The 17,690-nt window shown below is 61.7% G+C and carries 13 protein-coding genes and 1 tRNA gene; 6 read left to right on the forward strand and 8 right to left on the reverse strand.

The genetic code is table 11. The features are described 5' to 3' along the window. Positions 1 to 6: 6 nt before the first annotated feature. From ACEXKH_RS05830 to pknB, 4 genes are all read left to right on the forward strand, one after another. Positions 7 to 423, forward strand: a complete 417-nt coding sequence (locus tag ACEXKH_RS05830; RefSeq protein ID WP_006235180.1) for an FHA domain-containing protein — start codon at positions 7 to 9, stop codon at positions 421 to 423. Then, on the forward strand, positions 420 to 2,318 hold the full coding sequence (locus ACEXKH_RS05835; protein ID WP_373573433.1) for a Stp1/IreP family PP2C-type Ser/Thr phosphatase: 1,899 nt from the start codon (positions 420 to 422) through the stop codon (positions 2,316 to 2,318). The genes ACEXKH_RS05830 and ACEXKH_RS05835 overlap by 4 nt, the downstream gene beginning before the upstream one ends. Positions 2,319 to 2,334: 16 nt before the next feature. Continuing rightward, complete coding sequence (locus tag ACEXKH_RS05840) at positions 2,335 to 5,205, forward strand: FtsW/RodA/SpoVE family cell cycle protein (RefSeq protein WP_373573434.1); 2,871 nt, start codon at positions 2,335 to 2,337, stop codon at positions 5,203 to 5,205. 132 nt (positions 5,206 to 5,337) lie between these two features. Beyond that, positions 5,338 to 7,275 (forward strand): Stk1 family PASTA domain-containing Ser/Thr kinase, encoded by a 1,938-nt coding sequence (gene pknB / locus ACEXKH_RS05845; protein WP_368141516.1) that lies wholly within the window; start codon positions 5,338 to 5,340, stop codon positions 7,273 to 7,275. A gap of 545 nt (positions 7,276 to 7,820) precedes the next feature. Here pknB and ACEXKH_RS05850 read toward each other — a convergent pair. From ACEXKH_RS05850 to ACEXKH_RS05885, 8 genes are all read right to left on the reverse strand, one after another. Beyond that, on the reverse strand, positions 7,821 to 7,946 hold the full coding sequence (locus tag ACEXKH_RS05850) for a hypothetical protein (protein ID WP_255413117.1): 126 nt from the start codon (positions 7,944 to 7,946) through the stop codon (positions 7,821 to 7,823). 486 nt (positions 7,947 to 8,432) lie between these two features. Further along, a tRNA-Arg gene (locus tag ACEXKH_RS05855) sits at positions 8,433 to 8,508 on the reverse strand. A 114-nt stretch (positions 8,509 to 8,622) separates the two neighbouring features. Then, positions 8,623 to 9,021 (reverse strand): DUF956 family protein, encoded by a 399-nt coding sequence (locus tag ACEXKH_RS05860; protein ID WP_238022763.1) that lies wholly within the window; start codon positions 9,019 to 9,021, stop codon positions 8,623 to 8,625. A gap of 120 nt (positions 9,022 to 9,141) precedes the next feature. Continuing rightward, positions 9,142 to 10,062 carry a PTS system mannose/fructose/sorbose family transporter subunit IID gene (locus tag ACEXKH_RS05865; protein WP_271739910.1) on the reverse strand — a complete coding sequence of 307 codons (921 nt, stop codon included), beginning with the start codon at positions 10,060 to 10,062 and terminating at the stop codon, positions 9,142 to 9,144. A 16-nt stretch (positions 10,063 to 10,078) separates the two neighbouring features. Then, on the reverse strand, positions 10,079 to 10,897 hold the full coding sequence (locus ACEXKH_RS05870; RefSeq protein WP_271739911.1) for a PTS mannose/fructose/sorbose transporter subunit IIC: 819 nt from the start codon (positions 10,895 to 10,897) through the stop codon (positions 10,079 to 10,081). A gap of 18 nt (positions 10,898 to 10,915) precedes the next feature. Beyond that, on the reverse strand, positions 10,916 to 11,905 hold the full coding sequence (locus ACEXKH_RS05875; RefSeq protein WP_006235196.1) for a PTS sugar transporter subunit IIB: 990 nt from the start codon (positions 11,903 to 11,905) through the stop codon (positions 10,916 to 10,918). 375 nt (positions 11,906 to 12,280) lie between these two features. Beyond that, entirely contained in the window at positions 12,281 to 12,709 is a 429-nt protein-coding gene (locus ACEXKH_RS05880) for a hydrogenase maturation nickel metallochaperone HypA (protein WP_373573435.1), read from the reverse strand. 90 nt (positions 12,710 to 12,799) lie between these two features. Beyond that, positions 12,800 to 15,577, reverse strand: a complete 2,778-nt coding sequence (locus ACEXKH_RS05885; RefSeq protein ID WP_373573436.1) for an FAD-dependent oxidoreductase — start codon at positions 15,575 to 15,577, stop codon at positions 12,800 to 12,802. Between the two features lie 189 nt (positions 15,578 to 15,766). Between ACEXKH_RS05885 and ACEXKH_RS05890 the strand changes: the two genes are divergently transcribed. Both ACEXKH_RS05890 and ACEXKH_RS05895 read left to right on the forward strand, forming a co-directional pair. Then, positions 15,767 to 16,429, forward strand: coding sequence for a TetR/AcrR family transcriptional regulator (locus tag ACEXKH_RS05890; protein WP_373573437.1), 663 nt, complete (start codon positions 15,767 to 15,769; stop codon positions 16,427 to 16,429). Between the two features lie 63 nt (positions 16,430 to 16,492). After that, complete coding sequence (locus ACEXKH_RS05895) at positions 16,493 to 17,500, forward strand: DUF5692 family protein (RefSeq protein ID WP_373573438.1); 1,008 nt, start codon at positions 16,493 to 16,495, stop codon at positions 17,498 to 17,500. Positions 17,501 to 17,690 lie beyond the last annotated feature (190 nt).

A 17,690-nucleotide genomic window follows, 5' to 3' on the forward strand; every position in this document is an offset into this window, starting at 1 on the left:
TCGCTTATGAACATCGATATCGTCCTTTTTGCAGGCCGCATCGTCCTGGTCGCCCTGCTCTACATCTTCCTGTTCGCCGTCATGAAAACCGGCGTGGGACTCGTACGCGGCCAGCGCCGTGACTCCGCTATCTGGACGATCGATGTGGACAAGGGTCCGCGCGGCATCCGTGGCATCCATGTAGACATGCTCGGCCCCGTCATCGTAGGCCGCTCGCCGTCCTCGGACATCTGCATCAACGAACCGTTTGTCTCGGCCTCGCACGCACGCTTTTCGCTGCAGGGCCCGGCACTCATTATCGAAGACCTCAACTCGCTGAACGGCACGCTCGTTAACGGCCGTCAGCTGGTGGAGCCCGCAACGCTGCGCGAGGGTGACGAGGTCCAGATTGGCGACGTGGTCATGAAGGTGAACCGTCGATGATCGACGAGGAGAACAAGTCCGCAGCCATGCCCGAAACGCCGACTGCCCCCGCAGCCGCGCCGGCTCATGCCGCTCCGGCGCGCCCTGTGACCGTGGAGCCCGAGGACACCGTGTTCTCCCTGCCTCTTTCGCATGTAACTCAAGAATATCCGGCGCTCGTCGATGACGAGGACGCCGACGCCGAGCAGCTCGACGCCCCCATCGGCGCGCACGCTGCCGAGCAGTCCGCAGAACCGGAGGCAACGCCCGCACCGGCTCACTTTGCCGAGCCCGTCGCCGAGGCGATTAACGAGAGCGCTGCCGTGTTTGCAGCCCCCGAGCCTGCCGCGCCGGCATTCCCCGTCGCCCCGGCAAGCGAGGCGGTGCCCGCATCCGCAACGCTTGCCGAAGTCGAGCAGCCCGTTGCCGCGCCCGCCGCAGCTCCCGAGCCCTCCGCTCAACCCCAAAGTACGCCCGCGCCGTCGCACTTTGCGACGCCCGAGCCGACGGCTGTCGAGCCGCAGCAGGGCGGCGATCCCGCCGACCGCGTAACCGAAGATCTCAACCTTCCGGACGTCTCCGACGCCGAGTCGGGAGACGATGCCGACGCCGTCTCCCCCGGCGACACCGCCGAGATCGATGTCGCCGCCGTGGAGGCAAAGCTCAAAGATCCCGGCTCGACCATGAGCTTTGAGCCGCTGGCCGACGAGCGCATCGAGACCGACTCGACCTACGACGCCGGCACCACCACGCAGCTTATGTGGGGCGCCCGCTCCGACGTCGGATGCGTACGCCCGCACAATGAGGACTCCTATCTGGTGCAGTCGCCGCTCTTTTGCGTGTGCGACGGCATGGGAGGACACGCCGCCGGCGAGGTAGCATCCTCCATCGCCGTCGAGACCATCGCCAAGACGGCGCCGCAGTCCGCCGACGCCGCGCGCCTGGCCGCAGCCGTCGAGGCCGCCAACGCCGCCGTGATCGAGGCCGCCCTCAACGGCCTGGGCAAACCCGGCATGGGATGCACGGCCACCTGCGCCTACATCGAAAACGACACGCTCGCCATCGCCCACGTGGGCGACTCGCGCGCCTACCTGCTCCACGAGGGTACGCTCATCCGCGTGACCCGCGACCACTCCTACGTGGAGGAGCTCGTGGATGCCGGCGAGATTACGGCCGACGAGGCCCGCGTCCACCCCAACCGCTCGGTCATCACCCGCGCGCTGGGCTCGGATCCCGCCATGTATGCCGACCACTTTACCCTGCACATCGAGGAAGGCGACCGCCTGATCCTGTGCTCCGACGGCCTTTCGAGCATGATTCCCGATAGCGATATCGAGAACATTGCTACGCAGTCCTCGAGCGCACAGATCTGTGTCGACAACTTGGTGGACGCGGCGCTCGCCGCCGGCGGCCACGACAATGTGACCGTGGTGGTCGTCGACCTGGTCGACGACGGCGTCATGCGCGAGGCAAAACGCGTCCGACGCCGAAATGTCACCATCGCCACCGTCTTGGCCCTTGTCTTTGTGCTGGTAGCAGGCATCTGGGCATACACGGGCGTCACCGGCTCCTATTACTTGGGAACCTACCACGGCAATGTCGCCGTCTGGCGCGGCCTGCCCGGCAAGACGCTCGGGGTCGAGCTCCACTGGCTCGAGAGCGAAACCAGCATCAAGCTGTCCGACCTGCCCGAAGACACGCAAAACCGCCTGAAGGCAGGCATTCCGCAAACGAGTGTCGACGATGCGCAGGACACCATTTCCAAGTACCGCCATCAGATTGACGAGGAGCAGACCCGTCAGGTGATTGACGCGCAAACGATTCGCAACAACACCGATCAGGAATCCACCTCCGAGTCAGATTCCGAGAAAACCGCCGAACAGTCAGCCGAGGCCGAAGCCTCTGATAAGAATTAGAAAGGGAGTGCCGCTTATGAGTCGCCGCAACACCGAACTGCTCTTGCTCATCGCCTCGGCGTTCCCCGTCATCCTGCTCTATGCGATGTACGTGCTCACCGCGGGTGCCACGATTTCCTTTGAGACGCTCGCCGTGCCGATCGGCCTGTTCGCCGCCTTCGCCGCGGCGCATATCGCCGTGCGCATCCTGGCGCCCGGCGCCGACCCCGCCATCCTGCCCATCGTCTTTGTGCTCTCGGGCATCGGCATCACATTCGTGACGCGCCTGGCCCCCGACCTCGCCATCTCGCAGCTCATCATCTTGTTTGTCTCGGTGGCGCTCATGGTGGGAACGCTCGCACTGGTCAAGAACCTCGACGTGGTCATGCGCTACAAGTACACCTTTGGCATTATCGGCATCATCCTGCTGATGCTGCCGATCTTTATCGGCACCACGATCTCGGGCTCCAAGCTGTGGATTCGCATCGCGGGCTTCACCATCCAGCCCGGCGAGTTCGCCAAGGTCTTCATCGTCCTGTTCCTGGCAGGCTATCTGGCCGAGAACCGTGAGCTGCTCTCCATCTCCAACCGCAAGATCCTGGGCCTCAAGATTCCGCGCCTCCGCCTGCTGCTGCCGCTGTTTGCCGTGTGGGGCGTGTGCCTGCTCATCGTCGTCTTCGAACGCGACCTGGGCTCGGCCGTCCTGTTCTACACCATCTTTTTGCTGATGCTCTATGTTGCCACGGGACGCTTTTCGTACGTCATCATCGGCCTTGCGCTGCTGGCCGTTGGAGCCGTGGGCGCCTACAAGTTCCTGTCTCACGTGCAGGTGCGCTTTCAGGTCTGGGTCGATCCGTTTAAGGACGCCCAGGGCCAGGGCTACCAGATTGTCCAGTCGCTCTTCTCGCTCGCCGACGGCGGCCTGGTTGGCGTCGGCATTGGCAACGGCATGGCAAACAACATCCCCGTCGTCGAGTCCGACTTTATCTTCTCGGCCATCGGCGAGGAAATGGGCCTTTTGGGCGGCGGCGCCGTGCTCATCCTGTTTATGCTTTTTGCCGTGCGTGGCCTCACCACGGCCGCCCGCGCCAAGTCCGACCTTGCCGCCTTTAGCGCGACCGGCCTTACGGCGGCCATCAGCTTCCAGGCATTCTTAATCGTTGGCGGCGTAACCCGCCTGATCCCGCTGACCGGCGTCACCCTGCCCTTTATGAGCCAGGGCGGCTCCTCGCTGCTGGCGAGCTTTATCATCGTCGCGCTGCTGCTGCGCGCCGGCGACGAGGCAACCGGACGCGAAGCCGAGCTCACCGGCACCGGCACCATGGCCGCCATCACCGATGATCAGGTCGCATCCGCCGCTGCCCCGACCGGTACGCGTTTTGCCAACGCACCTTCCTACAGCCACGGCAACCACTCTGCGGGTTCTCGCATACGTCGTCGCCTGCTCGACACGCCAGAGTCCGGCGTGCTCGGCCGCGTTGCACTTGCCAACCGTCTGACTCGTGCCGTGTTTGCTTTCACGGCGCTGTTCGCCATCCTTATCGGCAACCTCACCTATGTCCAGGTCATCAAGGCGAAGGACTATCAGGACATGCCGACCAACAACCACACCATCGCCCGCTCCAAGTACATCCAGCGTGGCTCCATCATCACGTCCGACGGCGTGACACTAGCCGAGTCGCTGCAGCAGGAGGACGGCACCTACGCCCGCTCCTACCCCAACGGCAACATGGCCGCGCACGTGGTGGGCTACGTGAGCCAGCAATACGGCACCGCCGGCATCGAGAGCGTCATGAACGATACGCTCACCGGCTCCAAGGATTACTCCAGCTGGAACAACGCCATCGCATCGCTCGCGGGGCAGACCCAGCCGGGCAATACCGCCAAGCTCACCATCGACTCGCGCATCCAGACGGCTGCCGAGCAGGCACTCAAGGGCTTTAAGGGCGCTGTGGTGGTCATGGATCCGCGTACCGGTGCGGTCCTCGCGTGCGCGAGCTCGCCCACCTATGACAACACCAACATCGATGCCCTGATGCAGTCGGGCGGTGGCGAGGACGGCTCCATGTACGACCGCGCCATGGACGCGCTCTACACCCCGGGCTCGACCTTTAAGGTCGTCACACTCTCCGCGGCGCTCGAAACCGGCACCGCCAGCCTTACCAGCACGTACCAGGCGCCCGGCTCCATGGATATTGGCAACGCGCCGGTCACCAACTATGCCAACGAGAGCTACGGAACCATCAGCCTGCAGCAGGCCTTCGCCGTGTCGTCCAACGTCGTCTTTGGCCAGGTGGCCAACGAGGTCGGCGCCAACTCGCTCGTCCAGTTTGCCAACGCCTTTGGCTACGGTCAAAAGCTCGGTCAGGATCTGACCACCGCGGCTTCCATCATGGCCGACCCGTCGCTTATGACCGAGTGGGAGACCGCTTGGGCAGGCGCCGGCCAGCCCGTCGGCATGGACCACACACCTGGCCCGCAGACCACCGTCATGCAGAATTGCGTGATCGCTGCCGCTATCGCCAACAGCGGCGTGGTCATGGACCCGTTCTTTGTGTCCCAGATACTCGCCCCGGACGGAACCGTGGTTAAGACCACGCAGTCCCGCTCGCTGGGCCAGGCTGTCAGCTCTGCCACGGCCGACCAGGTCAAGCAGGCCATGCTCGCCGTCGTCCAGTCCGGTACCGGCACCGATGCCCAGATTCCGGGCGTCAAGGTTGCCGGCAAGACCGGTTCGGCCGAGATCGGCGGCACCAACGTCAACTCTATGTTTGTTGGCTTTGCGCCTTACGATTCACCCACGGTTGCCATCTCGGTGGCCCTGGAGGATTACGACAAACACGACGTCGAGGCGGCCAAGATTGCCGGCATCGTCCTGACCGCGGCGCTCGCCGCACAGGGAGCGTGATGCCCGTGATCAAAGCGGATACTTGGGGCGCGCCGCGGCCGATGAGCTAGCGGCAACGCGCCACACGGCCCCAGCGGCCACACATTTGGTACTACACACATCGTTGAGCGAATAGTTATGTTAGGAGCAGGAATGGAACAGAGGGTCCTCGGGGGAAGATACCTCCTCAAGGATAAGGTGGGAACGGGCGGCATGGCGACCGTCTTCCGTGCACAGGATCAGGTCCTCGACCGCACGGTTGCCGTCAAGATCATGCTGCCGCAGTATGCCGGCGACGCCACCTTCGCCGCCCGCTTTAAGCAGGAGGCCCAGGCAGCTGCCGGCCTGTCCTCCCCCTATATCGTGGGCGTCTACGACTGGGGCAAGGACGGCGACACCTATTACATCGTCATGGAGTACCTGCGCGGTACCGACCTTAAGAGCGGCATCAAGAGCCACGGCGCCCTCGATCCCAAGAAGGTCGCGCAGATCGGCTCGCAGATCAGCTCCGCGCTTTCGGTCGCACACAAGCACGAGATCATCCACCGCGACATTAAGCCGCAAAACATCATGGTGCTGCCTGACGGCAACATCAAGGTAATGGATTTTGGCATCGCACGCGCCAAGAACAGCCACCTCACGCAGGATAACAACGTGCTGGGCACCGCCCACTATGTAAGCCCCGAGCAGACCCGCGGCCAGGACCTCGGCCCCACCTCGGATATCTACTCGCTGGGTGTCGTCATGTACGAGTGTGCCACCGGCCGCGTACCCTTTGACGGCGACGACGCCATCTCGGTCGCGCTCAAGCAGGTCAACGAGCTCCCCATCCCGCCGAGCCAGATCAACTCCGGCGTCGATGCCGACCTGGAGCGCATCATCCTCAAGTGCATGGAGAAGGACCCGGCAAACCGCTTCCAGACGGCCGACGAGCTGCGCCAGGTGCTCAACAGCTACCTGTCCGGCCGTGCCGTCAACGTCTCGGAGCCCACGCGCATCATCGGTGCCGCCGGCGACCTGGGTGCCACCAAGACCCGCGAGCTTTCCGACTCAACGCGCGCTATGGTTCGTCCCGTCTCGGGCGTGAGCGGTCAGAATACCGCCCGTAGCGCTGTCTCGGGCTCCACGGGCTCCTACGAGGTCGAGAAGCCTAAGTCCAACAAGAACAAGATCATCGCCGCCGTGATTGCCGCCGTCGCCGTGATTGGCGTGGTGGTGGCCTTTGCCACGGGCATGTTCAGTGGCGAACAGGTCACGGTGCCCGACGTGCTGGGCAAGGACCAGGAAACCGCTATTGAGCTGATCAAGGAAGCCGGCCTTGAGGTTGGCACCGTCGACCAGAGCTACAACGACGATGTCGACGAGGGAAAGGTCGCCGAGCAGACCCCCAACGGCAACACCAAGAAGGCCAAGGGCACAAGGGTGAACCTGGTAATCTCCAAGGGCCCTAAGCCCTCCGAGAAGGTTGAGGTTCCGCAGCTCGTCGGCCTGACCAAGGACCAGGCCGAGGCCGCACTGGCAAGCGTGGGCCTGAAGGGCAGCGCTTCGGAGGAAGCCAATGAGGCCGAAGAGGGCCAGGTCTTTGAGCAGAGCACTGCTGCCGGCAAGGAGGTCGAGAAGGGCACGACTATCTCGTACAAGGTCTCTGGCGGCCCGGACACCACCTCGGTGCCCGATCTGACCGACATGACCGAGGCCCAGGCGCGCAACGCTCTCGACATGGCTGGCTTTGGCGTCGACGTGAGCTACCAGGAAAACGACTCGGTTACCGAGGGCACCGTAATTAGCTGGAACCCCAGCGGCAAGCAGAAGCCCGGTGCCACGATCACCGTCGTCATCGCCAAGAAGTCCGGCAAGGCCAGCGTCCCGGGTAACCTGTACGGCAAGAGCATCTCCGCCGCCGTCACCGCGCTCAACAACGCCGGTTTCTACAACATCGCATTCTGCGATCAGAACGGCAACCCCGTGAGCGGCAACGAAAACGCCACCGTTACGGGCGTCTCCCCCACCGGCAAGCAGTCCACCGACAGCACGATCACGCTGACGGTTTCCATCTCCGGTTCCGGCGACGACTCCGAGTCTAGCAACTAACGTCGATCGCTTGTTGCTCCGAGCGGCTTAGACCGCAAACACATTCGCTCAGAAGCGCCCCCTTGCTCCCCCAGCAAGCGGGCGCTTTTCTTTTGATGTGGGATTGCCGCCCATGGATGAACGCGGCTTTAAACCAGAAGAGCCCGGCACCATGGCGGTACCGGGCTCGATAAATCTCTGGTGCCCCCGGGCGGATTCGAACCGTCGGCACCCGCTTTAGGAGATATGATTTAATGCTACCCCTACTATTCACCAAGCATCATTGAACACCATATAACTGCAGATAAAAGGCCCACTTTGCTTGCGTCCTACTGCTGGGCCTTTCATGAAAATAGGGACACCGAGCGCAACGCGTTGCGCTGAGTCCTGAGGCTGTTGCAATGAAAATGAGAATCAAGGCTTCGATAGCAGGATGACAACGCGGGCACAATTTGATTTTTGAAATATGGACGAATTCCTCGTCAGGAGGGTAAAATGATGCCGACGGCAGCCCAAGTTGTGATGAGCTGGGCAGAGCCGTTGCTTAACGAAGTTAGGTCATCGTCTTAGCGACGGTGGCCTTTCTTTTTGGGCTTCGAACCCTGCTTGAGTGCCTTGGAAAGGCCGACAAGGGCCGTGAGGAGCGAGACCATAGCGGTCAGGAGCTTCACGAGCTCGGTGAAATCGGTCATGGGCATCACCTCCCATCGGATGGAGGGCTCTGCCCGGCACGAGGACTGCCGACAGCGAGGATGATTTTATCAGAGTGGTTGGCCCTCTCCGATCAATTCACGCTCCTCACCCTCGCGAAGAGTGCGGGCATGGCAGAATCGGCACTAAACGGCAGTGCGTTAGGGCACCGACGACGAGCTTTCAAAACTAGCAAGGCGTATCGCCGTTGCGGTACCGGGATCGGCAAATCTCTGGTGTCCCCCGGGCGGACTCGAACCCCCGCGGGGAAATTGGTGACGCGGGTGTCGACGGCCCGAATCCGCCGGCGGCCCCCACAAACCAGAAACGGCGCCGCTCTCGCGACGCCGTCATATTCCCTGGTGCCCCCGGGCGGATTCGAAAACTCCCCCCGCGGGGAAATTGGTGACGCGGGTGTCGACGGCCCGAATCCGGCCCTTAGACCAGAAGAGCCCGGCACCGTGGCGGTACCGGGCTCGATCAATCTCTGGTGCCCCCGGGCGGATTCGAACCGTCGACACCCGCTTTAGGAGAGCGGTGCTCTATCCCCTGAGCTACGGAGGCATGTCGTACTAGTGTAGCAGATTTACGCCACTACCATGCAGCGCATAGCCGCTCTTCGAGATAGTCATCTGCGACGTTCTTTAATGACTGGTCGTTTAAGAACGTCGCAGGAGACTAGTTGCCTTTGTGGAAGAGGCTTTTGATGACGGAAGGGATGCTCTTGGCGCCCTTGGCGGTCACATCGATAAAGTCGGGCGAACGCACGAGCTTATCCTCGTCGACGTACTTGCGGACCGCACGAAGCGTCTCTTTGTCGTCGCGCGTCGAAAACGTAAAGTGACCGTTGTCCTTGGTGAAGATGGCAAAACGCGTAATCTTCTTGGTGCCGCGTAAAACCTCGGCGGCAATATAGTCGACCTCGTCCCACGGGATTTGAATATAATCCTCGGGATTGCGCTCGTTATAGTACTCAAACGCCTTATTGCCCACCATCACGTTACCGTGGCTGGTAAGCCCCATCAGGCAGGTTGCCGGCGTTGCCAGATCGACCGTGCTGTTCTGAGATTGCGCCATACGCGCCTCGCCCTCCAATAAAAACAATCGGACCGCATCCAGTGTACCCACCGGGTGCGGTCCGTTTCAATGGCTCAAAAGCCCTTGCCTAGCAACTCTCGGTCTTAAGCCGAAGCGTGCTTACATGAAGCCGCAGACGCGACCGATGATGCCGACGGCGAAGAGAGCCAGGATGATGACGATCGGGCTGACCTTCTTCTTGAGGAGCTTGCAGACCAGCAGGGTCAGGCACACAGCGGCAAGGCCGGGGATGAGCTGATCGAGGTTAGCCTGAAGCGTGGTGACCTTAACCTGATCAAGGGCGGTAGCACCGATGGAGTTGTACATCGTCAGCGCTTCCTTGACGCCCTCGGAGCCGGAGGGCAGGCTAGCCCAGTCGATAAAGGCGCCAGCAGACTGCGTGACCTTGGAGACGACCGGGGTGAAGGAGATGGACACCCAGCGCTCGACCAGGGCGCCGATGATGAACATACCCAGGATGGAAGCACCCTCGGTGACCTTGCCCATCAGACCGCCGGAGAGGTCCTTGGCGATGGAGGAGCCGACCTTGTAGCCAAACTCCTGCGTGTACCACAGGAAAGCGTAACGGATGATGTTCCACGCAAAGAAGAACAGCAGCGGACCGGCGATGCTACCGGACAGGGCCATGGAAGCGCCCAGAGCGCCCAAAATCGGGCGAAGGGTGAACCAGAAGGCGGGGTCGCCGACGCCGGCGAGCGGGCCCATCATACCGACCTTGACGCCCTGGATGGCGACGTCGTCGATCGGAGCACCGTTGGCGCGCTCCTCCTCGAGGGCGAGGGTAACGCCAATGACGGGGGCGGAAACATAGGGGTGGGTGTTATAGAACTCCAGGTGGCGCTTAAGAGCGGCAATCTGGTCATCCTTGCTGGTGTAGAGCTTCTTGATCGCAGGGATCATTGCGAAGCACCAGCCGCCGTTCTGCATACGCTCGTAGTTCCACGAGCCCTGAAGGAACTGATGACGGAAGCAAACCTTCTTGCGGTCAGCCTTGGTGAGCTGAATCTTGTTCTCTGCCATATGTATCACTCCCCTCCTACTCGTAATCGTTCAGAATGTCGCCGAGCGGGTCGCCGGAGCCACCGCCCATGCCGCCACCCTGCTTGGCCAGATCCTTAAGGCCAAGGTAGATGAGGGCAAGGGAGATGCCGATGAGGCCAAGAGCGATCAGCGTGAGCTGAGGGATGGCAGCAAGGACAAAGCCGAGGATGAAGAACGGCCAGGTCTCCTTGGTGGCCATCATGTTGATGACCATGGCGTAACCGACGGAAGCGACCATGCCGCCGCCGACAGCCATGCCGCCGGACAGCCAGTCGGGCATAGCGTTAAGCGCGTTGGTAACAGCCTCGGCCGGGATGATGCACAGAAGTACTGCCGGAATGGCGATACGAAGGCCCTGCATAAGAATGGCAATGTACTGCCAACGCTCGATGCCGGCGAAGTCGCCCTTCTCGGCGCAACCGTCCATGGCGTGAGCGATAGCGGTAGCCAGGGTACGGCAGATCATGGTCAGGAACAGACCAGCGACCGACAGCGGGACAGCGACGGCGATAGCGGCGGTAACGGCCTTCGACGGATCGGTAGCGCCGCCGTTGAGGGCGAGCACCATGATGATCGAAGAGGCGACCGAGGCCAGAGCGGCGTCAGGCGCGACGGCGGCGCCGACGTTAGCCCAGCCAAGGGCCATCATCTGGAGCGAACCGCCCAGGAGGATGCCCTCCTGAAGGTGACCGGTTACGAGACCGATAAGCGTGCATGCCACGAGCGGCTGATGGAACTGGAACTCATCCAGAATGCCTTCCATACCGGCAAGCAACGCGACAATCGCAACAAGCAGAATAGTGATTGCAGACATGTATCGGACCCTCCTTTACTATGCTTGAGCGGCCAGTTCGGCCTTAGCTTTCTTCAACATGGCGTCGAGATCCTCGGAGGAATCCGAAGGAACCTTGCGGACCTCGAACTTGACGCCCTTAGCCTTGAGGGCCTCGAGAGTCTTGACGTCGTCATCGCCCATGGCGACGGCGTTGGTGACGACGACCTTGCCCTTGGAGTGAGCCATGGAACCGATGTTGACTTCCTTGATGTCGACGCCGGCCTCGATGGCCTTGAGCAGATCCTGCGGGTTCTCGAAGAGCAGCATGGCCTTGGTGTCACCAAAGCGCGTGTCCTTGACGACCTCGGCCATCTTCTTGATGGGCACGACGTTGGCATGGACTCCCGGAGGGGCAGCCTGCTCGATCATGGTCTTGCGGAGCTCGTCGTGAGCAACGCCGTCGGAAACCACGATGATGCGGTTGGGGTTGATCTGCTTGGTCCACGTGGTGGCCACCTGACCATGCAGCAGACGGGTGTCGATACGGACGTGGGCAATCTTGATGTGCCCGTCGCCGATGACCGTTCCCGGAGGGATGGCGCCTGCAGGAGCAGCAGCGGCCGCAGCCGGCTTCTTCTCCTCGGGCTCCAGAGACTCGGGCTTGACGCGCACGCCAGCCTTAGCCTCAGTCACGAGATGTTTTGCGATCGCATGTGCAGTGTTCTTTGCGTCAAAGCGCTGCGAATATGCCTCGATGAGCATAGGCAGGTTGACACCGGTGACGATAGCCCAGGAATCGTGGCCCTCGATGAGCCCGCTGATCTGGTTGAACGGCGTGCCGCCCCACAGATCAACGAGGAAGAGCACCTGCTCCTGGTCCTCGAAGGAAGCGATTGCTTCCTCGACCTTGGCACGGAAGTCGTCGGGGCCCATGCTCGGCTCGAGCGAGACCACGGCTACAGACGGCTGATCGCCAAAGACCATCGAGCCCGTCTGCTTGATTCCAGCAGCCAAGTCCCCGTGGCTAGCAAGAACAATACTTACCATCACATAACCTCCTTTTTGTCTACGTATTTCCTACACGACATTAAGGAAGTATACCTGTTTGGTTTGTGGAATTATAGCTAAATTCGCAAAAGGTTGGTTTATTTGTTTAAACGTCTATGTTTGTTACAAATTGATTACGTTACCGCTTTTTGACTCATTACACGCCAAGGCGTCGCACATCAAGCCATGCATTTTACAGATACAAACAGGCTGTTCATTAATATCGATTTTGGCAAGCGCGAATGCGCTTGTACTGCCGCTATTTTGTTTAAACAGACATGACTTGACTATTATCGTGACTTATGCTCTAGCGCAAGTAGTCATTGGGGACGTTCTTAAACGACTAGTCGAACAAGAACGTCCCCAACGACCAAGTTAGGCGATGTGGAGGGGGTTGGCGGCGTCGACGGCGTCGGGAGCGTCGGAAGGACCGTCGGGAGCAGCGTCTGCCGGGTCCTCGTCGGGGGTCTCGATCTGCTTGATCATGACCTCCTGGCCCTGCAGCAAGTATGTCTCGCCGCTGCCGCAATGGGGGCAGGTCTTGCCGTGCTCGACCGTCACGTAGTCGCAGCCGCACGCCTCGCAATGCGTCACGGCCTCGACAGGCTCCACAATAAGCTCCGCACCCTCGGTGATGGACTTTTTATCTGCCGCCCAGCGCCAAGCGTCGAGCAGCAAGTCGGGAACGACGCCCGAGACCTCACCCAGCAGCAGCGTAACGCTCGAAACGTGGCGCACGCCATTGGCGCGCGCCACGTTCTCAACATCGCGAATGATGTGATAAACGATTCCCAATTCGTGCAAGGTAGAAACCTTTCCACAACGGTTGATGCGATGTCAGCCAAACGTAAGTGAGCGACGCCCCCGCGCCGCTCACTTACTTGTTAGGTTCTTTTACTTCTTCCCGAATTTAATCTTAATGGCACGCTTGAGCGCGTACTTGCCGAGGCTTGGGAGCTTTTGCTCGTATTTGACCATCGTGGAGCACTCGGGGCGGTCGCGATCCAGATGGATGGCGTCGAACGCGCACTTGGTGGTGCACAGGCCGCAGCCGATGCACTTGTTGGGGTCGACGATCGAGGCACCGCAACCCAGGCAACGGGCGGTCTCGGCGCGCACCTGCTCTTCGGTAAAGGTCTCGACGTACTCGCTAAACGGCGCGGCCTTCTCGCGCTCGCGGTCCACGTGGGCAGCCTCGCGGCTCGCGTTGTCGTAGCTCTCGATCACGACATCGTCGCGGTCGAGCGCGGTATAGCGGCGCTGGTTGCGGCCGATGGTGAGCGTGGAGCCCGGCTGCACAAAGCGATGGATGGAGACGGCGGCCTCGTGACCGGCGGCGATGGCGTCGATGGCAAAGCTCGGACCGGTATAGACGTCGCCGCCCACAAAGATGTCGGGCTCGGCAGTCTGATAGGTCTGGGGATCGGCAAGAGCACCCTGGCCGCGGCCAAGCTCCACCTTGGAGCCAGCCAACAGGTCGCCCCACACAATGGACTGGCCAATCGACATGACGACACGGTCGGCATCGACACGACGCAGATCGTTCTCGTCGTACCCGGGCGCAAACCGGCCCTCGTCGTCAAAGACGCGCGTGCAGCACTTGAAGGTGATACCGCACACACGGCCGGACTCGTCCAGGTGAACCTCCTTGGGACCCCAACCACAGCTGATGTGCGCGCCGTCCTCGATGGCCTCGCGACGCTCTTCCTCGCTGGCGGGCATCTGGGCCTCGCTCTCCAGGCAGAACATCTCGACGTGCTCGGAGCCCAGACGGCAGGCGTTGCGGGCCACGTCGATGGCCACGTTGCCGCCGCCCACCACGATGGTGCGGCCGGGCAGCGCGTCGATCTTGCCGCTGTTGACCTCGCGCAAGAAGTCGACGGCCACGGTCACGTCCTCGGCATCCTCGCCCGGAATACCGGCAAGGCGGCCGCCCTGGCAGCCGATGGCAACATAAAAGGCCTTAAAGCCCTGCTCGCGCAGCTCATCGAGCGTCACATCGCGACCGACCTCCACGCCATAGCGGAACTCGGCACCCATCAGGCGAATAACCTCGACCTCGGCCTCGATAACGTCCTTCTGCAGCTTAAAGCTGGGAATGCCGTAGGTGAGCATGCCGCCCGGGCGCTCGTTCTTCTCGAACACGACGGGCTTGTAGCCCTTCTCGGCCAGGTAGAAAGCGCAGGACAGGCCGGCCGGACCGGCACCGATAATGGCGATCTTCTGGTCGAAGCCGCCAGCGCGCGTCGGCGTCACCACGGGCGGGACATAGCGGGTCGCGGCATCAAGATCGCGCTGGGCGATGAACTTCTTGACCTCGTCGATGGCCACGGCGGCGTCCACACGGCCGCGGGTGCAGGCATCCTCGCAGCGGCGATTGCACACACGGCCGCAGATAGCGGGCAGAGGGTTCTCGCGCTTAATGAGTGCTAGGGCCTCGTCATAGCGACCCTGAGCCGCGAGCTTCAAATAGCCCTGAACGGCAACGTGCGCGGGGCAGGCCGTCTTGCAGGGCGCGGTGCCGGACTCATGCGTTTCGATACGATTATCGTTGCGGTAGTTGGGCGACCACTTAGTGTGATCCCACTTGGTGGCATCGGGCAGCTCCTGGCGCGGATACTCGGGCACCTGTCCGCCGGCCTTTTTGCTGCAGAGCTTCTGGCCCAGCTTAGCGGCACCGGCCGGGCACACCTCAACGCAGCGACCGCAGGCCACGCACTTGTCCTTCTCGACCTTGGCGACATAGGCCGAGCGCGACAGGTTGGGCGTGTTGAACAGCTGCGAGGTGCGCAGGGCATAGCACACGTTGACGTTGCAGTTGCAGATGGCGAAGATCTTGTTCTCGCCGTCGATGTTGGTGATCTGGTGCACAAAGCCGTTGTCCTCGGCCTGGCGCAAGATGTCGTAGACCTCCTCGCGCGTCACATAGTGGCCGCGGTCGGTCTCAACCACATAGTCGGCCATATCGCCCACGGCGATGCACCAGTCGGCGGGGTCGTCGGCGCAGCCCTCGCCCATCACGCGACGGCTCGCGCGGCAGCTGCAGGTACTAGCGGCATACTTGCCCTCGTATTTGTCGAGCCAATGCTCGATATGCTCAATAGGCACCGAGGTGCTCGCGGCATCGATGGCCTTCTCGACCGGAATGACGTGCATGCCGATACCGGCGCCTCCGGGCGGCACCATCGGCGTGGCCTTGGACAGCGGCCCCTTGGACGCCTGCTCAAAGAACTTGGCATAGACCGGATGCTCCTCGAGCTGGCTCACGCGCATGTTGAGGAACTCGGCAGAACCCGGCACCAGCATGGGCAGCACCCACTGCTTGGCGCGCTCGGGATTTTCCCAGTTGTACTCGAGCAGACCCGTGTAGCTCATGTCGTCGAGCATCTTCTCGATATCGGCCTCGGGCATGCCGGTGAGCTTGACCATCTCGGGCAGCGTATAGGGACGACGCATCTTCATCTTGCAGAGCACTTCGGCCTGCTCGTCAGTCGCGGCCTCGGCAAACGACCAGTACTCGTAGCCCAGCAGCTCGTCGCGATGCAGCAGACGGTTAGTGCAGTGCTCGCACAGTTTGACGATGGCCTCGCGCGGATGCTCCGGCAGCGGCGGTACGAACTCCGAGCCGATGTCGGGCTCGGTGTAGCTAATTCCCGGTCCGTTGAGAATCATGGTTGTCCCTTCTCTTGCCACAGCCCGGCGAGACCGCGGCACCCCTCTTTTTTGCAGGTCGGGCATGCCCCCATGCCGTTTACCCGCCATTGTTGACATTGTGTCAAAAATAGTATTGACGAACCGTCAACAATATTCAAGACTGTTAGGCGAACGGTCAGGCAAAAGAGGATGAAAGGCGGCAAACGCATGGGCAACAACACAGCAGATACCTCTGCGGTCAATGCCGTCCCCGCATCCGACAGCGCGGCAAAGCGCTTGACGGGCGACGAACGCCGTCGCGAGATCCTCGCCGCCGTGCGCACCGTAAGCTCCGAGCTGGGCGTGTCCCACCTATCGGTATCGGCCGTAACCAAGCGAGCCGGCTGCACGCGCTCGCTGTTCTACCACTACTTCGCCGACATGGACGCCGCCGTCACCGCTGTTATGGACGAGGCAATTGACGGTTTTATCTCCGAACTCGAGCAGTGGAACGCCGACCGCACCGTCGGCGATATCGAGGGCGCACTCGACACCGTCGCCCCGCTCTTTAAGCGCCTGGTCGCCAGCGGCCACGAGCTGCCGAGTACCCTGACCTCGAGCAGCGGCGCGCTCTACGGCGGCTTTTTGCACAACGTGGTCCAGCGCGTGGCGCAGTACATCTGCGACACCACCGTGGTTGATTTTGTCGCCCATCACGAGCTGCGCATCGACCATGTCTACGAAACGTTCTATACCCTCATCATGGGTCTTTTGATGTATATCCGCACGCACCCCGATGTGCCCGACGAGACGGTCAAGGAAATCATCGCCTCGACGCTCCACATCGAGGGCTATACCGCCAAGTATCCGGAGCGCAAGCCCCAGAACTGACGACATTTGGCCAAACTGCCCGCGATCGGAAGAGGGGCCGCGGGCGTGTGAAAGGAGAGCAGCATGCTGTTCGATGTTTGGGGTAGCGATACCCTTATCCACTGGGCCGGCTGGGCCATGGTCTTTATTGGCCTGATCGTGCTCAACGAGGTCGGCCGCCGCACCAAGCTGGGCGCGGCCATCATCTTTGGCGTGGCTCCGCTGGCCATGACCATCTACTGCGTCGCCATCGCCATCGGCGTCTCGCAGGGCGCCGAGTGGGCGCTCATCAACCCCACCCATGTGTACCAGAACAGCTGGTTCCACTACGCCAAGGTATACGCGGCGCTGGCCGGTTGCTGGGGCTTCATTGCCATTAAGTACCAGTGGGGCAAGATCGGCAAGGCGCATTGGTTCCGCGCGTGGCCGTTTGTGATCGTCGCCATCAACATCATGATCGCCGTCGTGTCCGACTTCGAGAGCGCTTATCACTTCTTTGTCCTGGGCGAGTCCACCTGGGTCACCTCCGAGGGCGCCACGCAGCTGGCCGGCTGGAACAACGTGTTCAACGGCATCGCCGGTATCATCAACATCTTCTGCATGACCGGTTGGTGGAGCGTCTACGCCTCCGAGGATCAGACCGACATGCTGTGGCCCGACATGACCTGGGTCTACATCATCGCCTACGATATCTGGAACTTCTGCTACACCTACAACTGCCTGCCCACCCACTCCTGGTTCTGCGGCTTTGCGCTGCTGCTGGCGCCCACCGTCGCCGCCTTTATCTGGAACAAGGGCGGCTGGATTCAGAACCGCGCCTTTACGCTGGCCATTTGGTGCATGTTTGCCCAGGTGTTCCCGTACTTCCAGGAGGAGTCCATCTTTGTGACGCACTCCACGCTCGATCCCGGCGCCGCCACCGCGGTCTCGGTCGCCGCGCTAATCGCCAACATCGCCGCGATCATCTACGTCGCCTACCGTGCCAAGAAGCTCGGCCGCAATCCCTACAAGCAGGATGTCTTTGAGGGCACCAGCGATTGGGAGAAGGCCACTGCCCGCCGCGCCAAGGTTGATTACGCGCACGCCGAGTAACGTGCCTGGCGCAGACATCGCTTGAGCGCGAAGCAGCATAGCCGGCTCCGCGCAACTCAACGCATTGCAGAGCCCCCGGAATGTGATTCGTTCGCGTTCCGGGGGCCTTTTGCTGCCGCGAGGATGCGGCCGAACGATGCGCTCAGGTTAAATCAAATCTTATATTTCATACGCGCTTTATATGGCTCCA

Source organism: Collinsella aerofaciens ATCC 25986, from assembly GCF_964259375.1.
Lineage (GTDB): Bacteria > Actinomycetota > Coriobacteriia > Coriobacteriales > Coriobacteriaceae > Collinsella > Collinsella aerofaciens_BO.

What these genes read in the sequence shown, in the direction of transcription:
- ACEXKH_RS05850 (WP_255413117.1), bottom strand. Translation starts at nt 7,946, where the DNA reads ATGACCGATTTCACCGAGCTCGTGAAGCTCCTGACCGCTATGGTCTCG.
- ACEXKH_RS05885 (WP_373573436.1), bottom strand. Translation starts at nt 15,577, where the DNA reads ATGATTCTCAACGGACCGGGAATTAGCTACACCGAGCCCGACATCGGC.
- ACEXKH_RS05860 (WP_238022763.1), bottom strand. Translation starts at nt 9,021, where the DNA reads ATGGCGCAATCTCAGAACAGCACGGTCGATCTGGCAACGCCGGCAACC.
- ACEXKH_RS05840 (WP_373573434.1), top strand. Translation starts at nt 2,335, where the DNA reads ATGAGTCGCCGCAACACCGAACTGCTCTTGCTCATCGCCTCGGCGTTC.
- ACEXKH_RS05835 (WP_373573433.1), top strand. Translation starts at nt 420, where the DNA reads ATGATCGACGAGGAGAACAAGTCCGCAGCCATGCCCGAAACGCCGACT.
- ACEXKH_RS05875 (WP_006235196.1), bottom strand. Translation starts at nt 11,905, where the DNA reads ATGGTAAGTATTGTTCTTGCTAGCCACGGGGACTTGGCTGCTGGAATC.
- ACEXKH_RS05870 (WP_271739911.1), bottom strand. Translation starts at nt 10,897, where the DNA reads ATGTCTGCAATCACTATTCTGCTTGTTGCGATTGTCGCGTTGCTTGCC.
- ACEXKH_RS05830 (WP_006235180.1), top strand. Translation starts at nt 7, where the DNA reads ATGAACATCGATATCGTCCTTTTTGCAGGCCGCATCGTCCTGGTCGCC.
- pknB (WP_368141516.1), top strand. Translation starts at nt 5,338, where the DNA reads ATGGAACAGAGGGTCCTCGGGGGAAGATACCTCCTCAAGGATAAGGTG.
- ACEXKH_RS05890 (WP_373573437.1), top strand. Translation starts at nt 15,767, where the DNA reads ATGGGCAACAACACAGCAGATACCTCTGCGGTCAATGCCGTCCCCGCA.
- ACEXKH_RS05865 (WP_271739910.1), bottom strand. Translation starts at nt 10,062, where the DNA reads ATGGCAGAGAACAAGATTCAGCTCACCAAGGCTGACCGCAAGAAGGTT.
- ACEXKH_RS05895 (WP_373573438.1), top strand. Translation starts at nt 16,493, where the DNA reads ATGCTGTTCGATGTTTGGGGTAGCGATACCCTTATCCACTGGGCCGGC.